This is a genomic window from Clostridium sp. D53t1_180928_C8 (assembly GCF_015667795.1).
Classification (GTDB): domain Bacteria; phylum Bacillota; class Clostridia; order Clostridiales; family Clostridiaceae; genus Clostridium.
In genome coordinates, this window is the sequence record NZ_JADPEL010000009.1 from 21896 (window position 1) to 39972 (window position 18077).

General features: G+C 25.7%; 17 protein-coding genes and 1 other annotated feature (1 of these 18 cut by a window edge). Of the genes, 16 read left to right on the forward strand and 1 reads right to left on the reverse strand.

All coding sequences use genetic code 11. The features are described 5' to 3' along the window. Positions 1-14: 14 nt before the first annotated feature. The gene (locus tag I4V51_RS08160; protein ID WP_195987856.1) at positions 15-920 is read right to left on the reverse strand and encodes a radical SAM protein; all 906 of its coding nucleotides are present in this window, start codon (positions 918-920) and stop codon (positions 15-17) included. Between the two features lie 123 nt (positions 921-1043). Between I4V51_RS08160 and zapA the strand changes: the two genes are divergently transcribed. The 16 genes from zapA (at position 1044) to I4V51_RS08240 (ending at position 17951) form a co-directional block, all read left to right on the forward strand. Beyond that, the gene (zapA, locus tag I4V51_RS08165; protein WP_195987858.1) at positions 1044-2054 is read left to right on the forward strand and encodes a cell division protein ZapA; all 1011 of its coding nucleotides are present in this window, start codon (positions 1044-1046) and stop codon (positions 2052-2054) included. A gap of 161 nt (positions 2055-2215) precedes the next feature. Then, positions 2216-4576, forward strand: coding sequence for a U32 family peptidase (locus tag I4V51_RS08170; RefSeq protein WP_195987861.1), 2361 nt, complete (start codon positions 2216-2218; stop codon positions 4574-4576). Between the two features lie 10 nt (positions 4577-4586). Beyond that, positions 4587-4922, forward strand: coding sequence for a hypothetical protein (locus I4V51_RS08175; RefSeq protein WP_195987863.1), 336 nt, complete (start codon positions 4587-4589; stop codon positions 4920-4922). Positions 4923-4942: 20 nt separating this feature from the next. Continuing rightward, entirely contained in the window at positions 4943-7300 is a 2358-nt protein-coding gene (locus tag I4V51_RS08180) for an endonuclease MutS2 (RefSeq protein ID WP_195987865.1), read from the forward strand. Between the two features lie 77 nt (positions 7301-7377). Beyond that, the gene (locus I4V51_RS08185) at positions 7378-7842 is read left to right on the forward strand and encodes a DUF523 domain-containing protein (RefSeq protein WP_195987867.1); all 465 of its coding nucleotides are present in this window, start codon (positions 7378-7380) and stop codon (positions 7840-7842) included. After that, positions 7829-8833, forward strand: coding sequence for a hypothetical protein (locus I4V51_RS08190; RefSeq protein WP_195987869.1), 1005 nt, complete (start codon positions 7829-7831; stop codon positions 8831-8833). The genes I4V51_RS08185 and I4V51_RS08190 overlap by 14 nt, the downstream gene beginning before the upstream one ends. A 140-nt stretch (positions 8834-8973) precedes the next feature. Then, the gene (locus I4V51_RS08195; protein ID WP_195987871.1) at positions 8974-9789 is read left to right on the forward strand and encodes an amino acid ABC transporter substrate-binding protein; all 816 of its coding nucleotides are present in this window, start codon (positions 8974-8976) and stop codon (positions 9787-9789) included. A gap of 34 nt (positions 9790-9823) precedes the next feature. Then, complete coding sequence (locus I4V51_RS08200; RefSeq protein WP_195988037.1) at positions 9824-10486, forward strand: amino acid ABC transporter permease; 663 nt, start codon at positions 9824-9826, stop codon at positions 10484-10486. An 11-nt stretch (positions 10487-10497) separates the two neighbouring features. Then, complete coding sequence (locus I4V51_RS08205; RefSeq protein WP_195987873.1) at positions 10498-11196, forward strand: amino acid ABC transporter ATP-binding protein; 699 nt, start codon at positions 10498-10500, stop codon at positions 11194-11196. Positions 11197-11368: 172 nt separating this feature from the next. After that, the gene (locus tag I4V51_RS08210; RefSeq protein WP_195987875.1) at positions 11369-11605 is read left to right on the forward strand and encodes a DUF1292 domain-containing protein; all 237 of its coding nucleotides are present in this window, start codon (positions 11369-11371) and stop codon (positions 11603-11605) included. Between the two features lie 167 nt (positions 11606-11772). Next, entirely contained in the window at positions 11773-12654 is an 882-nt protein-coding gene (locus I4V51_RS08215; RefSeq protein WP_195987877.1) for a DMT family transporter, read from the forward strand. 105 nt (positions 12655-12759) lie between these two features. Beyond that, positions 12760-15636 (forward strand): SNF2 helicase associated domain-containing protein, encoded by a 2877-nt coding sequence (locus tag I4V51_RS08220; protein ID WP_195987879.1) that lies wholly within the window; start codon positions 12760-12762, stop codon positions 15634-15636. 43 nt (positions 15637-15679) lie between these two features. Beyond that, positions 15680-16456, forward strand: coding sequence for a tetratricopeptide repeat protein (locus I4V51_RS08225; protein WP_195987881.1), 777 nt, complete (start codon positions 15680-15682; stop codon positions 16454-16456). 51 nt (positions 16457-16507) lie between these two features. Then, on the forward strand, positions 16508-16858 hold the full coding sequence (locus tag I4V51_RS08230; RefSeq protein WP_195987883.1) for a hypothetical protein: 351 nt from the start codon (positions 16508-16510) through the stop codon (positions 16856-16858). Positions 16859-16975: 117 nt separating this feature from the next. Further along, on the forward strand, positions 16976-17503 hold the full coding sequence (idi, locus tag I4V51_RS08235) for an isopentenyl-diphosphate Delta-isomerase (protein ID WP_195987884.1): 528 nt from the start codon (positions 16976-16978) through the stop codon (positions 17501-17503). A 103-nt stretch (positions 17504-17606) separates the two neighbouring features. Next, a complete protein-coding gene (locus I4V51_RS08240; RefSeq protein ID WP_195987885.1) occupies positions 17607-17951 on the forward strand; it encodes a hypothetical protein in 345 nt (114 codons plus the stop codon). 49 nt (positions 17952-18000) lie between these two features. Then, positions 18001-18077 (forward strand) — a binding site (T-box leader) (it continues 177 nt past the right edge of the window).

Below are 18077 nucleotides of genomic sequence, written 5' to 3' on the forward strand. Positions count from 1 at the left end.
TTAAACTATCCTTTTTATACACCTTCATTATTAAAATCAGGCACAAACTCTTTAGAATTAGTTCCAGACTCTTGTATAAACCCATTTTTTACACCTCTAGAAAGGGCATAATCTATTAAAACATCATAAGTTTTTTCATTAATAGATCTATTTATTTCTGGATACATTTTAGCATTGTGCATAGGAGTATATTGATTCATTAAAGAAATATATACATTATCTCCAAAATTTTTATAAATTGTATCAACAACCTTTTTGGAATCAAATAACAATCCTGGTAATAATAAATGTCTTACAATAACCCCTTTCTCTATAATACCATCTTTATCAAATTTAGGTGCACCTACTTGCTTTATCATTTCATTAATAACATCAATAACGTTTTTTGAATATCCTTTTATTTTTGAATATTTCATAGCATACTTATCTTCAAAATATTTAAAATCAGGCAAATAAACATCTATATATCCATTTAAAGCTTTTATTGTATCTAATGTATCAATTGAATTGGTATTATATACTATAGGTAAATCTAGTCCATTATTTTTTGCTAGTTTTAATGCTTCTATAATTTGTGGAACAAAATGAGTTGGTGTAACTAAGTTAATATTATTTGCCCCTTTTTCCTGTAGTTCTATGAATATATCAGCTAATCTCTCAACAGTTATTTCTTTTCCAAATCCTTCACTTGATATTTCGTAATTTTGGCAAAAAACACATTTTAAATTACAATTTGAAAAGAATACAGTTCCAGAGCCATTTTCTCCTGAAATGCACGGTTCCTCCCAAAAATGAAGGGCTGCTCTTGCAATTCGTATATTATTAGTACTATTACAAATACCCTTTACCCCTTTATTTCTATTTACATTACAATTCCTCATACATAAATTGCAACTTTCTAACAAATTCATACAATCCATATAAACACCTCGCAGAAATTAGTATAACAGTATATATTACATTAATCAATTTAAGGTAACATATAGTTATTTTAGGTCAATTGTGGTATAATTATAGCATAATGAAAATTCGAGAGGTGCAAAATGAATACGGTAACGGTTATAATAAATGGTGTGGAATATAATTTAAGAGGAAAAGAAGACGAAAGATATTTATCTGATGTTGCCGCTTATGTAGATACTAAAATAAGAGAGATTTCAGGAAGTAATAAAAAGTTAAGTACAAGTTCTGCAGCAGTTCTTACAGCTGTTAATATTGCAGATGAGCTTTTTAAATGTGATTTAGAAATTGGAAATATCACCAAGAAAAAAAATTCTCTTGAAGAACGTCATTTAACATTAAAAGAAAGATTAAGAGAACTTAAAGTTGAAATAGACGAGACTGCAAAAGCAAGGACATCAGAAGTTGAATCTCTAAAATCTATTATATTCGATATGGAAACAAAATTAAAAGAGTTAGAAAATTTTAAACTCCTAAACGCAGAATTAACTGAAAAAGTAAAAGATCTAACTGAAATAAATAATAATAATGAATTACAAGTTTCAGAATTAAATAAAGAATTATTAGAATTACAAGATAAAAACGAACAACTTGAAACTAAACTTAAAAACTGTAATGATGAAATAAATAATAGAGTTCTATGTTCAGAATATGAAAAAGTAGTTGAAAAATTAGAAAAAACACAAAAAATAAATCTTATATTAAGTGATGAAAATGATGATTTAAAAGAAAAAATATCAGCATATCATAGTCAGGTTAATAATTATTCTGTTGAAAACTCTGAATTAAAAGAAAATGAAACTAAATTAAAAGAAATAGTTAAATTTAAAGAAGCAGAATTAGAAGAATTTAAAGAAGCAAATACACAACAAATTTTAGAAGAAAAAAATTCTTTTGAGAAAAAAATTGCTACATTAGAATTAGAGTTAAAAGATGCTTTAAGCAAAAAAGAAACTTATAGATTACGTAATAAAGATATTAATTTTCAATTACAAAACTATAAGTATAAAGTTTTAGATTTAGAAAAAAAACTTATGGATACCCAATTTAATTTAGCGGTAGAAAAAAGAGATAAGAATCCCTTATTAAGATAAGTCTGTTCATCCATGAACAGACTTATCTTAATTACTATAGAAAAACAATAACAATTATGATATAACAATAAGTAGCTATAATGCTTATACTATAACAATTATAGCATTATAACTTTTAAACAAAAGATTACATTAACTTAATAAATTTAGGAGAGATTTTTATGAATAAAATAGAAGTTCTTGCACCAGCAGGAAGTATGGAAAGCTTATATGCTGCTATAAATAAAGGAGCAGATGCAGTTTACCTTGGTGGGAACAAATTTTCTGCTAGAGCTTATGCATCAAATTTTGATAATGAAAATATGCAAAAAGCTATTGATTACGCGCATAGCTATGGTGTTAAGATTTATGTAACAATAAATACAATACTAAAAGAAAATGAAATAGAAGAAGCTGTTAGATATGTTGGATATTTATATGAAATAGGTGCTGATGCTCTTATAATTCAAGATTTAGGTCTTTTTAAAAGGATTAAAGAAGAGTATCCTGATTTAGAGCTTCATGCTTCAACACAAATGACAATTCATAATGGAGAAGCAGCTATATATTTTAAGGAAAAAGGCTTTCATAGATTAGTTTTATCTAGAGAAATGACAATTGATGAGATTAAGCATATCTCATCAGATTTAATGATAGAAACCGAAATGTTTGTCCACGGAGCAATTTGTGTTAGCTACTCTGGACAATGTCTTATGAGTTCAATAATAGGTGGAAGAAGTGGTAATAGAGGCAAATGTGCACAACCTTGTAGAATGGAATACACATTAAAAGGTGAAAAATCTGGTGAACAAAAGGGGCATTTATTAAGTCCAAAGGATATGTGCACTATAGATGATGTTAATGACATAGTTGAAAGTGGTACTCATTCATTAAAAATTGAAGGTAGAATGAAAAGACCAGAATATGTAGCTGGAGTTGTAGATAATTATAGAAAAGCCGTAGATAAAGTTCTATTTAAGAAAAAATACAATGTACAGGAGGCTAAAGGTCAATTACTTCAATTATTTAACAGAAGTGGCTTTACTAATGCATATTTAAAAGGTAATACTGGTAAAGATATGATGAGTTTTAATTCTCCTAAAAATGCTGGTGTTCCATTAGGAATAGTAGAGAAATCAGGTGAAATTAAACTTAAAGAAAGCTTAGCTCTAGGAGATGGTGTTAGATATAGAGATAAAGGATTTTCAGTAAGTAAAATTCTTTTAAATGGTAAAGAAGTTTCAACTGCCAAAAGAGGTGATGTTGTTAAACTATTCCCTATAGATTATAAAAAAGGTGATGAATTATTTAAAAGCTTAAATAAGCAATTATTTGATGAGTTAGAAAATTATATTAAGCCTTATAATAAAAAAATATCTCTAAATGCAAAAGTTAAGTTTATTGTTGATTCTCCTATAGAATTAAGTATAGTACATAATAATAAAGCATATATCTTTACTGGTGAAATTGTACAGAAGGCAGAAAAAAGACCTTTAGATAAAGAAAGAATTGAAGAAGCATTAAAAAAATCTGGTGAAATTCCATATAAACTAGACTTAATTGAATTTACTGATTTTGAAAATGGATTCTTACGTATTGCCGATTTAAATAATTTAAGAAGAGATGCACTAGAAAGCATTGCTAAAAGTATTTGTAAAGAAGCTAGAAGAAAACGTCCTAAAAAAGAAGATAAAACTAATTCTGATTTAATTAGAAATACTCTTGAAATACCAGAAATATATAGCTGTATAACAAAAGATCAACTTAAAGCATTATTAGATTCTAATGTAAAAGATATAGCATTTGATATATTTAGTAGAGAATTAGGTGCACTTAGAGCTTCTGATATAATTGATACATTTGAAAAGGTAAATGGTGAAATAAATCTATATATTAAAACATCTTCTATAATAAAAGGTGAATTTGATAAAGTATGTAAATTTATAGATAAAGTAAAACCTTATATAAAAGGAATAATAACATCTAATATAGGATTAATTAATGTATATAAAGATTCTCTTTTAATTATTGGTGATTATAAGCTTAATATAATGAACTCTCAAAGTTTAGAGTTTTATCAAAGAGAAATTGCAATTCCAACATTAAGTATGGAATTAAATAGATCAGAAATTAAAGAAATACTACGTAAAAATAAAGGTAATAATGCCTATGTTATTTATGGTAAACCAGAGCTTATGATTAGTGAGTACTGTCCAATTGGAAGTACCTTTGGTGGTAGAAAAACTAATGTGGAATGTAATGCAATATGTACTAGAGATAAGTTTACGCTTATAGATAGAGTTAATGAAAGAAATAGAGTAATGACTGATTTATTCTGTAGAAGTTATATTTTAAATCCAGTACCATTAAATTTATTTGATGAAGTAAATACTCTAAAGGAAATTGGAGTTAAAACATTTAGATTTGATTTTAGAGATGAAAGTTATGATGAAGTAAAGAAAGTAATTACTATGTATAAAAATAATGAAGAATATGATAAGAGTAATTATACTAAAGGGCAATTTAGAAGAGGAATAGAGTAGGGGGGCAATAATGAAAATATTAAATGTTTTGGTGTTAATTGCTGTATTTGTATTTGGTATTTTTCAAATGCGAAAATCGTCATCTATATTAAAAACAGATTGGTTTAAAAGCTTATCTTATAACGAAAAGCTTGAAACAACATCAAAAGTAAAAGGAAATTGGAAAACTAGTATAATTCTACTTGCTATATTAGTTTGTGAAATGTTAATTTTAATTTCTTCTTTTATTGGGAAAACTCATTATTATGAAAATATTATTAATATTTCAATATTAATTGTAAGTGGTGTAGTAGCAATTTTCTTAATTATTAATAATCAAAAACTATCAAAAGATATAAAAAAATAGCGTTTATATAGGAGAAATTTATGAAGGAAAGAACTTTACGAATTTTAGAGTTTAATAAAGTAAAAAATAAACTTAGAAGCTATGCTGTAACTAGTGGTGGAAAAGAGCTCATTGATGCTCTTTCTCCATATAAGTCTATTTATGAAGTTGAAAATAAATTAGAAGAAACTAATGAGGCTTTAGATATACTAATAAAGAAGGGCACACCTCCTTTTGAGGGATTACATGAAACTAAAGAAGAACTTGAAAGAGCGGGTAAGGGTGGAACATTAAATCCTGGACAATTAATGAAGATTGGAGCTATGCTTAGATGCTCTAGAAGGTTTAAAGAATATATTTCAAGAAAAGAAGAGGAAGTTGGCTATAGACATCTTGAAGATTTATCATCTATTTTAGTTCCTCTAAAAAATCTTGAAAATGAAATTGACTCTGCAATTATTTCAGAAGATGAAATAAGCGACAAAGCCAGTGGCACTTTATATAATATAAGAAGAAGCTTAAAAGAAAAGAATTCTTCTGTTAGAGAAAAAATTAACTCAATTGTTAGATCAAATTCAAAATACTTACAAGATTCTCTTTATACAATGAGAGGAGATAGATATGTAATACCAGTTAAAGCAGAATATAAAGGGGCTGTACCTGGGCTTGTACATGACCAAAGTTCTACTGGTGCAACTCTTTTTATAGAGCCAATAAGTTTAGTTAATTTAAATAATGAAATTAAAGAGTTGATGCTTAAAGAAAAAGCTGAAATAGAAAGAATACTAAGTGAGCTTTCTGAAAAAGTTCATGATAATATTGATATTTTAAGAAGTAATTCTAATATTTTAAGGGAATTAGACTTTATATTTGCTAAAGGTAAATATGCATCTTCACTAAATGCAATAAAGCCTAATGTTAGAAATGATAGAAGCTTTGATATATTAGGAGGAAAACATCCATTAATAGATCCTAAAGTAGTTGTTCCTTCTGATATTTATTTAGGCAAGGATTTTAATACCTTAATGATTACAGGACCTAATACTGGTGGTAAAACTGTAACATTAAAAACTGTAGGCCTACTACATTTAATGGGATTAAGTGGATTACTAATCCCAGCTAAAGATAGTTCATCAATTGGGTTCTTTAGAGATATCTTTGCAGATATAGGGGACGAACAAAGTATAGAACAATCGCTATCAACTTTCTCATCACATATGACTAATATAGTATCAATTTTAGAAGAAGCTTCTTTTGATTCACTAGTATTATTTGATGAATTAGGTTCTGGAACTGATCCTACTGAAGGTGCTGCATTGGCCGTTGCAATTATAGAAACTTTAAATAAAAGAGGATCTAGAATTATAGCAACAACACATTATAGTGAATTAAAAGGATATGCATTAAAAACTCCTGGGGTTGAAAATGCATCTGTTGAATTTGATGTAGAAACATTAAGACCTACCTATAGGTTATTAATAGGTGTTCCTGGTAAATCTAATGCTTTTGAAATATCAAAAAGACTTGGTTTAAGTGACGATGTTATAATTAAAGCTAAAGATTTTATGTCTGAAGAAAATCTACAGTTTGAGGATTTAATTAGAGATCTTCAGGAAAAAAGTATAATTGCTAATCGTGATGCAAGAGAAGCCAAGAGAATCAAAGATGAGGCTGAAAATTTAAAAAAGAAATATGATGAAAAGCTAAAGAAATTAGATACTGTTAGAGATAAAGTTTATGATGAAGCACGTCAGGAAGCTAAACAAATTATTTCTAATGCAAAAGATGAAGCTGATGAAATTGTTAAAGCAATGCGTGAATTAGAAAAGATGGGAATAGCTTCAGGTGGTAGAAATAGATTAGAAGAAGAAAGACGTAAACTTAAAGCTAGTCTTGAAGAAAAAGAAGCTGCTATGGTTAAATCAAGAGAAAACACTGGTGAAATAATTACTAAAGTTACTCTTGGTATGGAAGCATTTTTACCTTCTTTAAATCAAAGAGTAATAATTGTATCAACTCCAGATAATAAAGGAGAAGTTCAAGTAGAAGCTGGAATAATGAAAATTAATGTTAAATTAAAAGATTTAAGAAAAGTTCCAGAAGAACCAAAGAAAAAGGAAAAGAAAAAAAGAGAAGTTAAACTAAATATGAAATCTGTGGATAGTAGAATTGATTTAAGAGGAATGGATTCTGAAGAAGCTTGTTATAGAACAGATAAATATTTAGATGAAGCATACTTAGGAAATTTAGGTGAAGTTACAATAGTTCACGGTAAAGGAACAGGTATTTTAAGAAAGGCCATTAACGATATGTTAAAAAGACATCCTCACGTAAAATCATATAGACTTGGTGTATATGGAGAAGGTGGAGACGGAGTAACGATTGTAGAATTAAAATAGAGCTAAATTAATAAATTAAATTCATTTGAAACCCTTTCCTAGTATGCTATAATTAAAGCATACTAAGGAGGGGTTTTATGTATTTAATAAGCGCATGTTTGTGTGGAGTAAATTGTAAATACAATGGTTTAAACAATTATAATGAAATATGTGATAATTTATTTGCTTCTGGAAAAGCAATATTGGTTTGTCCGGAACAATTAGGGGGACTGCCTACACCAAGAATACCAAGTGAAATTCTAGGTAAGTCCTTAGATATATTAAATAATAATGGATTAGTAATTGATAAAAACGGTAAAAACGTAACACCACAATTTATTAAAGGCGCACAAGAAACATTAAAGATTGCTAAAAAACTTAACATAACAAAGGCAATATTAAAAGAGGGTAGTCCATCATGTGGTGTTAATTATATATATGATGGTAATTTTGATGGAACTAAAATTAAAGGGATGGGATTGACAGCACAATTATTGAAAGAATCGTCTATAGATGTAGTAAGTGAACTAGAATTAGGAGGTAGTATAAATGGGGATATTTGATTTTTTCAAGCGAAAAAAAGATAATGAAGATAATATAGATTTAGAGGATGCTTTAGAGATAAAAGAAATAAAAGAAGAAGAAAATAATACTGTTACAAATACTGAAAATGATAGTTTTAATTATAATTTTGTAATAGATAATATTGAAGAGTTTCATAACATGGCAGAGCTTACACCAGAAGAATTAAAAACATTAATAACTGGTGAAATATTAAAAGTGGTTGATAAGTCTCAAAACTTTGATTCTATGGAGATATATGCAAAAGAAGCTGCCAAAGCAATAGGCATAGAAAATATAACAGCATTAACAGAATATTTGTATGGTGGAATTTCTAAACCAACTGCTTTAAAGGGAAGATATAATGGTTTAGGTGCATGGCCAAATGCTGTAAAAAATGCTGTATTAACTATACTATATTCATTTAATGAAAATAGTGTTGATGAATTATTAAAGATTTCTAACGATAAATCAAGCAACAGTATAAAAGCTGTAAATTTATTATGTAAAATGGCTGCTAAAGGCATTGAAGAAAACAAAATTATAGATTCTATTATTTATATAATGGAAAACTTTAGTGAAGAGAATATAATTTCAACATTAGGATTTTTATCACAAGTTAAAAATAATGCAAAAGTTTTAAAAACACTAGAAATATATTTTAAAAAATATATTTACGATAACAATATTGAATCTGCATATGATATTACATTAAGTATAATTAATAACGTAGGTACATTTACAAGAGAACAATTAATATTTCTAAAAGCTGTTGCTCTTAGCGATGAAGTATTAGACTTATCTTTAATTTTAAAGAATGAAAAAGGTGAATTTGATTTATCTTCAGTAGCTGAAGACTTAAGACTTAAAGCTGCATTAAGTTTTTATTCTTTACATAATAAAGACGAAGAAATAAACAGTAAATTATTATATTTAAGAGATAATTCTTTAGATATTGAACTTAGAAAATATTTAACAGAAATATTAAATTAAAACTTCAAGAACAATGAGTATATTATTCATTGTTCTTTTTTTATAAAAATATTGGAAAAGTATTGATTTTAACACTTTAATGTGATAAAGTGTTAAACAAGGAAAGTATTTGTATATTTTTATATAAGGGGGATATATTTATGAATTACTGTAAATTAATAAAAAAAATAGCTTTAGGGGTAAGTCTTTTATCTCTATCAATATCTACTGTTAGCTGCTCAAACGCATCTTCAGAAGGTACTTTAAAAAAAGATACACTTATAGTTGGTATGGATGATGCATTTGCTCCAATGGGATTTAAAGATGAAAGTGGTGAAATAACTGGATTCGATGTTGATTTAGCAAAAGAATTAGGTAAAAGGTTAAATAAAGAAATTGTTTTTCAACCAATTGACTGGACTATGAAAGAATCAGAATTAAAAGCTGGAAATATAGATTTAATATGGAATGGATATACAATCACAAATGAAAGAAAAAATAAAGTTGATTTTTCAGTTCCATATTTAAAAAACAAACAAGTAATAGTAACACTATCTGATAGTAATATTAATTCAAAGTCGGACTTATACGGTAAAAAAGTTGGTGCACAAAGTGAGTCGTCAGCTGTTACTGCAATGGAAAAAGAAGACGATTTATATAATAACTTTAATGGTGGAAACGCTGTTACTTTTGAAGATAATAATCAAGCATTAATGGATTTAGAAGCTGGTAGAATTGATGCTGTAGTAGCAGACGAAATCCTTATAAGATACTATATAAGTTTAAAAGGGGATGATAAATTTAAAATATTGTCTGATAACTTTGGTGAAGAAGAATATGGTGTTGGTATTAGAAAAGGTGATATAGAAATGGTAGATGCTTTTAATAATGCTTATAATGAAATGCAACTAGATGGTACATTGAAAAAAATATCTGAAAAATGGTTTGGTGAAGATATTACTATTAAAGTTCAATAATTAAAAGAGAGGAGTAACTAACTTGGAAAATATAATGGCTGAAATTAATACACTTTTAAATTACATTTTTACTTTATTACCTCAAATTCTTGAAGGGTTAAAGGTAACACTTGAACTATTTATTTTAACTTTAATATTATCCATTCCTTTAGGAATTATAATAGCATTAGGTAGATTATCAAAAATAAAGGTTATTAATAAATTAACAAGTTTTTATGTTTTAATAATGAGAGGAACTCCTCTTCTTTTACAAATAGTATTTATATTTTTTGGACTTCCTAGTTTAAATATTGTAATTGATAGATTTCCAGCTGCTATAATTGCATTTACCTTAAACTATGGTGCTTATTTTGGAGAAATATTTAGATCTGGAATATCTTCTATTGAATTCGGTCAATATGAAGCTTCTCACGTATTAGGATTATCAAAAAAAGATACATTCTTTAGAATAATACTTCCACAGGCATTTAAAAGAGTATTACCTCCAGTAGCAAACGAAGTAGTAACATTAGTAAAAGATACTGCTTTAGTATATGTTATAGGATTAGATGAGCTATTAAGAGTAGGTAAGATAGCATGTAATAGAGATTCATCTTTATTACCATTAATAGTTATTGGAGTAGTTTATTTAATTCTTATAGGAATACTAACTAAATTATTAGACAAGCTTGAAAAAAAATATCAATACTATAATTAAGAGGTGAAATTATGCTAAAGGTTAGAGGGTTAAAAAAATCATTTGGTGATACTACTGTATTGAAAGGTATAAATTTAGATATTAATGAAGGAGAAATTACTGTAATAGTAGGTCCATCAGGAGGAGGTAAAACAACTTTACTTAGATCAATAACTGGCTTAGAAAAATGTGAAGAAGGTAGTATTGAGATTGATGGGAAATTATTCTTTAAAGATGGAAAATATGCTGATAAAAAATCAATTAATGATATTAGAAAAAATATTGGCCTTGTTTTTCAAAATTTTAACCTTTTTCCTCATAAGTCTGTTATAGAAAATATTATTGAAGCTCCTATAAGAGTATTAGGTGAAAAAAAGGGAAATGCTATTAATAATGCAAAAGAAATTCTATCATTTTTAGGTTTAAAAGACAAAGCTAATAATTACCCTTGTGAATTATCAGGAGGCCAAAAGCAAAGAGTAGCTATAGGTAGAGCCTTAGCATTAAATCCAAAGTTAATGTGCTTTGATGAGCCAACTTCAGCCTTAGATCCATCTTTAACTAAAGATATTGCAAACTTAATTAAAAGTTTAAGTAAAAATGGTATGTCTATGCTTATAATTACACATGATATGGAATTTGCTAAGCTTGTTTCAAATAAAATTGTATCTATGGATTCTGGCATAATTATTGATAAGCACATTTATTGTAACAAAAGTGAAATAGTATGATAATAAATATTTTTTCAATTTTATATATATTTTATTATTAATTTAATAACAAAATGATACTTTCATCACAAAAGAACACGTGTTCTTTAAACATATTTTTATTAAAAACTGTAATAATTTCCTCTTCTTTTTATAATACTAATAGTATTAATTTTATAAGGAGAGATTACATATGACTGAAAAGACTATGAAATTTACTGATGAATCTGGAAATAAAGTTGAATATGCTATATTAGAGCAAAAATTAATTAATAAAACTGAATATGTTGCAATGGCTCCAGTAAACAATAAAAGTGATGTAGAGGTATTTAAAATAGCATTTGATAAAGATTGGAATGAGACATTAGTTCAAGTTGAATCTGAAAGTGAATTAAATATGGTTAGACAAGTTTCCAATATAAAATTCTAGATTAGAATAAAAAAGATCTATTATTATAGGTCTTTTTTATTTTAAAGTAAATTATTATATAATAGTTATATATAGCATATTTAAACATTATACAAATGATAATTACATATAGATGATAATTATTATTTATGGTAAGCTATAAAAGAAAAAATAATTTAGGAGGATATATGAAAAATATAAAGTTAAGTAATAGAACAAAAGGTGTTTTATTTATAATAATGTCTGCATTCGGCTTTGCAATGATGTCTGCATTCGTTAAGCTTTCAGGTGATTTACCTTCATTTCAAAAAACATTCTTTAGAAATATAACATCTTGTATGATTGCATTTATATTAATACTTATTAATAAAGAAAGCTTCTTTGGAAAGTTGGAAAATCAAAAAACTCTAATTTTACGCTCACTATTTGGTACATTAGGAATAGTATTTAACTTTTATGCAATAGATAAATTAGTATTATCAGATGCAAATATGTTAAATAAATTAAGTCCATTTTTTGTTATAATATTCTGTGCTATTTTCTTAAAAGAAAAAATAAACCTAAAACAAGGACTAGCTATTCTAGTTGCTTTTATAGGAGCCTTATTTATAATAAAGCCACAATTTAATTTAGATATAATTCCATCTCTTATAGGGGTCTGTGGTGCTATATGTGCAGCAGCGGCTTATACTTGTTTAAGGGTATTAGGAGGTAAAGAAAAATATTATACTATAGTATTCTATTTCTCATTCTTCTCTACAATAGTAATATTACCATTTATGTTAATGGTATATAAGGAAATGTCCCTAATTCAGTTTATTTACTTAATTCTAGCAGGTATCTTTGCTAGTATTGGTCAGTTTGGTATTACTATTGCATATAAATATGCTAAAGCAAAAGAAATATCTATATTTGATTATAGCAATATCATATTCTCAGCAATAATAAGTATAGTTATGTTTGGTGTTTTACCAGATTACTTAAGTGTAATTGGTTATATAATTATATTTGCTGTATCATTATATATGTTTTTATATAATAAAAAATTAGATAAAATTGAAAATAAATAACATAAAAGCTGTGCTCTGTTAAAAGCATAGCTTTTTTTACATTTATGATACTTCTAAATACTTATTTATCTATGATATAATAAAAAATTGTAAAGGAGAGGGAATATGTACACTAATAAAAATTCAAATGTTTTAGATGTTCTTCTTAAAGATAGAAATAAAGAAGAGTTAAAAATAGAAATCTATTTAAATAAAATAGATTATAAAGGACAACTTTCTATAGAATTTAAAATTGGTTTAAAAAACACTTCATCTAATAAACTAAATATAATTAGAGATATAAGACAATTTTTAGTTTATTACGAAAATAATATAACATTAAAATATAGCAATGACTTTACCTTTGATATGAATAAGCAGTATTTCTCTAGCAAGGACATTGCTTTAATTGATTTTATTTATGAACTTTATGAAATGGAAGGTAATAAACCTAAATATCTAAAATCAAATGATAGATTAATAGAAGGAAAATACATATATCCACCTAAATTTCTAATAAAGGATTTTTTTTATACTATAAAAGATCACCGTACTTATTTTAATGAAGGCTTCTATAGTAGACCTGTTGATTGTGAGATTGTAATTGATAATCCATATATAGAAATGAATTTAGAATATATAGATAAAGAGTATAAGCTACAACTTATGTCTGATCTGCCTATGATTTTAAACAACAATTATAATATCTTATTTAATGGTGCTACTGTATATCTACCACAAAAAAACTTTATTAATAAAATAAAACCATATTACGAAATTTTCAAAAAAGATAATAAAGTTATTATTCCTAAAACTGAAGAAGAAAGAGTGTTAAAAGAACTTATACCAACACTTAATAATATAAGTGATAATTTAATATTATCTTCAAATATCAAAAATAAAGTTGTTTTAGCTAAACCCAAGTTTAACTTTTATTTTGATAGAGAAAATAACTTTGTATTAATGACATTAAAAGTTCAATATGATAAATATGAATTCAATATATTTAATGAATTTGATGAAAAAATAATATATAGGGATTTTAATAAAGAGCAAGAAATTATGTCTGCTTTAAAAGCTCTTGGCTTTGATTATATTAACAATAAATATTATTTAACATTAGGTGATGATTACATATATAATTTCTTTAAAAACAAAATTCATGAACTTCAAAAGTTTGGTGAAGTTTATTATTCAGAGAATTTTAAAGGTATTCGTAAAATAGATTCTAAAGGCATAATAGGAAATATATCTGCAGGAAAATATGACTATTTTGAATTAAAATTTGATATAAAAGATATACCTGCTTTTGAAATAAGCAATATTTTAAGAGCTTTTAGAGATAATTTAAAATATTATAAACTTGAAAATGGAGATTATCTTGATCTAGAATCAATAGAATTGAATAACTTTTTAAAACTAATAGATAACCTTAATTCTTGTAATGATATAGAAAATAACACTATTGATTTTCATAAAAGCAAAGGATTATATGCAAATGAATTTATAAAAGAAAATAACATTAAGTTTTTAAAAGGTCTAGGTTATTTAAGAACTCTAAAGACCCAATTTAATAATATTAATAAGTTAAAATATGATATTCCAAAAGAATTTATTGGAGAACTTAGAAAATATCAATATACAGGATACTGTTTTTTAAAAACTTTATACGAACTAGGTTTTGGTGGAATATTAGGTGACGAAATGGGATTAGGTAAAACTATACAAACTATTGCCTTTATAGCCTCTATTAAAGATAAACCATCATTAATTATTGCGCCCTCTTCATTAGTATTAAACTGGAAACAAGAGTTTAGTAAATTTGCTCCTGAATTGAATGTAAAACTAGTTACAGGTCATAAGGATGATAGAAAGAAACTACTTAATAATATTGATAATTTGGATGTTCTAATAACTACTTATTCAACATTTAAAAATGATATAGAAGCATATTTAAATATTGATTTTAATTGTATCATATTAGATGAAGCTCAAAATATAAAGAATTACTCATCTCAAAATGCAGTATATGTAAAGAAGCTTAAATGTAAAAGTAGATTTGCCCTTACAGGGACTCCAATAGAAAATTCCTTATTAGAGTTATGGTCTATATTTGATTTTATAATGCCTGGATACTTATTTGATAGAGATACTTTTATAGTAAAGTATTATAGACGTTTTATGGATAATAATGAATTATCAACAGAATTTAAGAATTTGATAAAACCTTTTATATTAAGAAGATTAAAAAAAGATGTTCTTAAAGAACTTCCAGCTAAAATTGAAAAAATTATTGAAGTAGAACTTCCTAAGTCTCAACAAAAAATATATAGTATTTATAATAATAAAGTTATTGATTTAATTGAAAAAAAAATACGTGATGATGAGTTTTCAAATGGGAAAATAGAAGTACTATCATATATAACAAAACTAAGACAAGTAGCACTTGATCCAAGTGTTGTTTTAGATAACTATGAAGGAAATAGTGGTAAAATAGATGCTCTAATAGAAATATTAAATCAGGCAAATGATGAAGGCCATAAAATACTAGTTTTTTCTCAATTTACATCTGTTTTAAGTAATATAAAAAGGCGATTGGAAATAGAAGGTTTGAAATATTGTTATTTAGATGGTACACTGTCACAGAAGAAAAGAAGTGAAGAGGTAATCAAATTTAATGAAAGTGATATACCTATATTTCTAATAAGCTTAAAAGCTGGAGGTACTGGATTGAATCTACAAAGTGCAGATATTGTTATACACTTTGATCCATGGTGGAATCCATCTGTTGAAGCACAGGCTAGCGATAGAGCTCATAGAATAGGACAAAAAAATATTGTTGAAGTTATAAAGCTTATAGCTAAGGATACAGTTGAAGAAAAAGTTATTAAGTTACAAAATGAGAAAAAACAATTAATAAATAAAATTCTAGATAATAATTCTCTAGATATTAATAATATTTTTGAATTATCAAAAGATGAAATACTAAGGTTATTTGAATAAATTTAATAATGTTTACTAAAATTTAATAAGAAGAGGTACTCTAATGGAATTAAATAAAGAGTTTTTAGAAAAATATAATGATTTAATGAATGAAGATGTTGAATTAGCTCTAGACTTTTCATTAAATGCACTAAAAGAAAGTAACAACTCAGATTTCTATGCTTATATTGCTGATTGCTATATGTCATTAGATGAATTTGATAAAGCTGTAAATATATTAGAAAAGGCATTATCTAATAATTGTACTAACAGTACATATACTAAAAGTTTATTAGGTGAATCTTTATTTTATTTAAATAAATTTGAAGAAAGTAAATCTATATTTGAAAGCTTAAAATTAGAAAATCCAAATAGCTTTTTTGTTACTGCTTACTTAATTGATATAAATATTAATTTAAATAAATACTCAGAAGCTATTAAATTAGGAGAAAATATTTTAAATTCAAATGTACTAGATAGTAATGATACTGCATATATATTAGTTAATCTAGGATGGATTAATTTAAAATACTTTAATAATAATGATGAAGCATTAAAATACTTTAATAAAGCTATAAATATTGATGAAAATATAGGTAGAGCCTATATTGGATTAGCTCAATATTACTTTAATATTGGAGAATACACTAACTCACTAATAAATTATGAAAAAGCAATCGATTTACAAGAAGGAACCATAGATGTTTACTTTGGTATTGCAATGTGCTATAAAGCATTAAAACAATATGATGATGCTTTGAGTTATTTATATATAGTACATGATGCTGATAGCACCAATGAAACATATATAAATGAAATAAAAGAAATAGAAAAATTATAATTTTGAATTAAGTTTTAAAAAAGTGATTATACTAAGGTTGAGGTGATACTTATGTACCAAAGTATAGGAATAAACTTAAGCAAAAAATTAGATGCAGCTACAAAAAAAATAAAAGTTCCTGCTATTACTCAAAGATCATATTATAAGGATTCAGATAATTGTGAAGAAGAATATATTAATCTTTATAAATATAATTGTGATGATAATAACACTGATAATAATTTTGATTATTTAGATGATGATTATAATGAATCTATAGATAGTGATTCAGAATGTGCATGTGGATATTCTGATTTATTTATGGATAAAATAAAAAACATTGATTCTAAAGTTGTTATTATGGCTGGAGTAGGAGCTTTAATAGGATTTATTGGTTTGTATAAATTGCTTAAAAGAAGATAAAATATTTATAAATATTTTAAAATAAGCGTCGTAAATTTTTAACGACGCTTATTTTATCTAAATATACTAAATCCTATAAATCTATTTATTTTAAAAAATTATTAAGGAGATTTTTAAATGAAGGAAATTATAATTTGTGTTGATAAAAACGACAATGAAGTAGGGCATATAGAAAAGATGGATGCTCATATAAAAGGACTACTTCATAGAGCTTTATCAATATTTGTTTTTAATGAAAAGAATGAACTGTTATTACAAAAAAGATATAGTGGAAAGTATCACTCTCCAGGTCTTTGGACAAATACTTGTTGTACACACCCAAATAAAGATGAAAATACTGATGATGCAGCTGTAAGAAGATTACAAGAAGAAATGGGATTTTCTTGTGATTTAAAAGAAGTATTTTCTTTTATATACTATATAAAGTTCGATAATGATCTTATTGAACATGAATTTGATCATGTATACTTTGGTAGATACTCTAATGAAATATCAATAAATCCTTTAGAAGTTGAAGATTATAAATGGATATCCTTAGATAATATAAAAGTTGATCTTAAAACTAATCCTGACAATTATACTTTTTGGTTTAAATATATAATAGAAAATCATATAAAAGAAATAGAAGAAAATTTAAACTTTTAAATAAAGCTTTTATACACTAAAACTATTGTAAGTAAATTAATAGTAATATAAAATATTTTATATGAAAATCTAATTATTTTACGAATGAAAGGAAATACACCATATGAATAACCAAAAACCACAAGAATATATAGCAAATATAGCAAAAGCATCATCTTACTTTGCATTAAAGAACGGTCCTATAAAAGACTTATATAAAGATGGTAAAATTTCTGAAGAGGACATGAATACTATTCAAGCATATATGCAAAATCATTTAGCTTATCTTTATACAGTATTACTTGAAGAAAATAATCTTAAAAAGTTTGACTTAGTAATTAGCACTATGAATAAATTTTATGTTGATGATAAACAAGAAGTATTATTAGAAGATGATGGTTTTGATAAATTTTATGAAAACTTATTTCCACAAGTATCAAATATAACAATTAATAATATAAAAAAATAATGTTGACTTTTACCTAATTTATGGATATTATATTATTAATAAAAGAAATTTAAATTCTTAGACAAGGGATAGTAGTATATTGTAGCTTTATTAAAGAGAGTTAAGGATGGTGAGATCTTAACAAGA

Bases quoted from the DNA above. Each gene is read 5' to 3' on its own strand.
- I4V51_RS08170 (WP_195987861.1), top strand. From the start codon at position 2,216: ATGAATAAAATAGAAGTTCTTGCACCAGCAGGAAGTATGGAAAGCTTA.
- I4V51_RS08200 (WP_195988037.1), top strand. From the start codon at position 9,824: ATGGCTGAAATTAATACACTTTTAAATTACATTTTTACTTTATTACCT.
- I4V51_RS08205 (WP_195987873.1), top strand. From the start codon at position 10,498: ATGCTAAAGGTTAGAGGGTTAAAAAAATCATTTGGTGATACTACTGTA.
- I4V51_RS08215 (WP_195987877.1), top strand. From the start codon at position 11,773: ATGAAAAATATAAAGTTAAGTAATAGAACAAAAGGTGTTTTATTTATA.
- I4V51_RS08180 (WP_195987865.1), top strand. From the start codon at position 4,943: ATGAAGGAAAGAACTTTACGAATTTTAGAGTTTAATAAAGTAAAAAAT.
- I4V51_RS08225 (WP_195987881.1), top strand. From the start codon at position 15,680: ATGGAATTAAATAAAGAGTTTTTAGAAAAATATAATGATTTAATGAAT.
- I4V51_RS08160 (WP_195987856.1), bottom strand. From the start codon at position 920: ATGGATTGTATGAATTTGTTAGAAAGTTGCAATTTATGTATGAGGAAT.
- I4V51_RS08230 (WP_195987883.1), top strand. From the start codon at position 16,508: ATGTACCAAAGTATAGGAATAAACTTAAGCAAAAAATTAGATGCAGCT.
- idi (WP_195987884.1), top strand. From the start codon at position 16,976: ATGAAGGAAATTATAATTTGTGTTGATAAAAACGACAATGAAGTAGGG.
- I4V51_RS08210 (WP_195987875.1), top strand. From the start codon at position 11,369: ATGACTGAAAAGACTATGAAATTTACTGATGAATCTGGAAATAAAGTT.
- I4V51_RS08240 (WP_195987885.1), top strand. From the start codon at position 17,607: ATGAATAACCAAAAACCACAAGAATATATAGCAAATATAGCAAAAGCA.
- I4V51_RS08190 (WP_195987869.1), top strand. From the start codon at position 7,829: ATGGGGATATTTGATTTTTTCAAGCGAAAAAAAGATAATGAAGATAAT.
- I4V51_RS08185 (WP_195987867.1), top strand. From the start codon at position 7,378: ATGTATTTAATAAGCGCATGTTTGTGTGGAGTAAATTGTAAATACAAT.
- zapA (WP_195987858.1), top strand. From the start codon at position 1,044: ATGAATACGGTAACGGTTATAATAAATGGTGTGGAATATAATTTAAGA.
- I4V51_RS08220 (WP_195987879.1), top strand. From the start codon at position 12,760: ATGTACACTAATAAAAATTCAAATGTTTTAGATGTTCTTCTTAAAGAT.
- I4V51_RS08175 (WP_195987863.1), top strand. From the start codon at position 4,587: ATGAAAATATTAAATGTTTTGGTGTTAATTGCTGTATTTGTATTTGGT.
- I4V51_RS08195 (WP_195987871.1), top strand. From the start codon at position 8,974: ATGAATTACTGTAAATTAATAAAAAAAATAGCTTTAGGGGTAAGTCTT.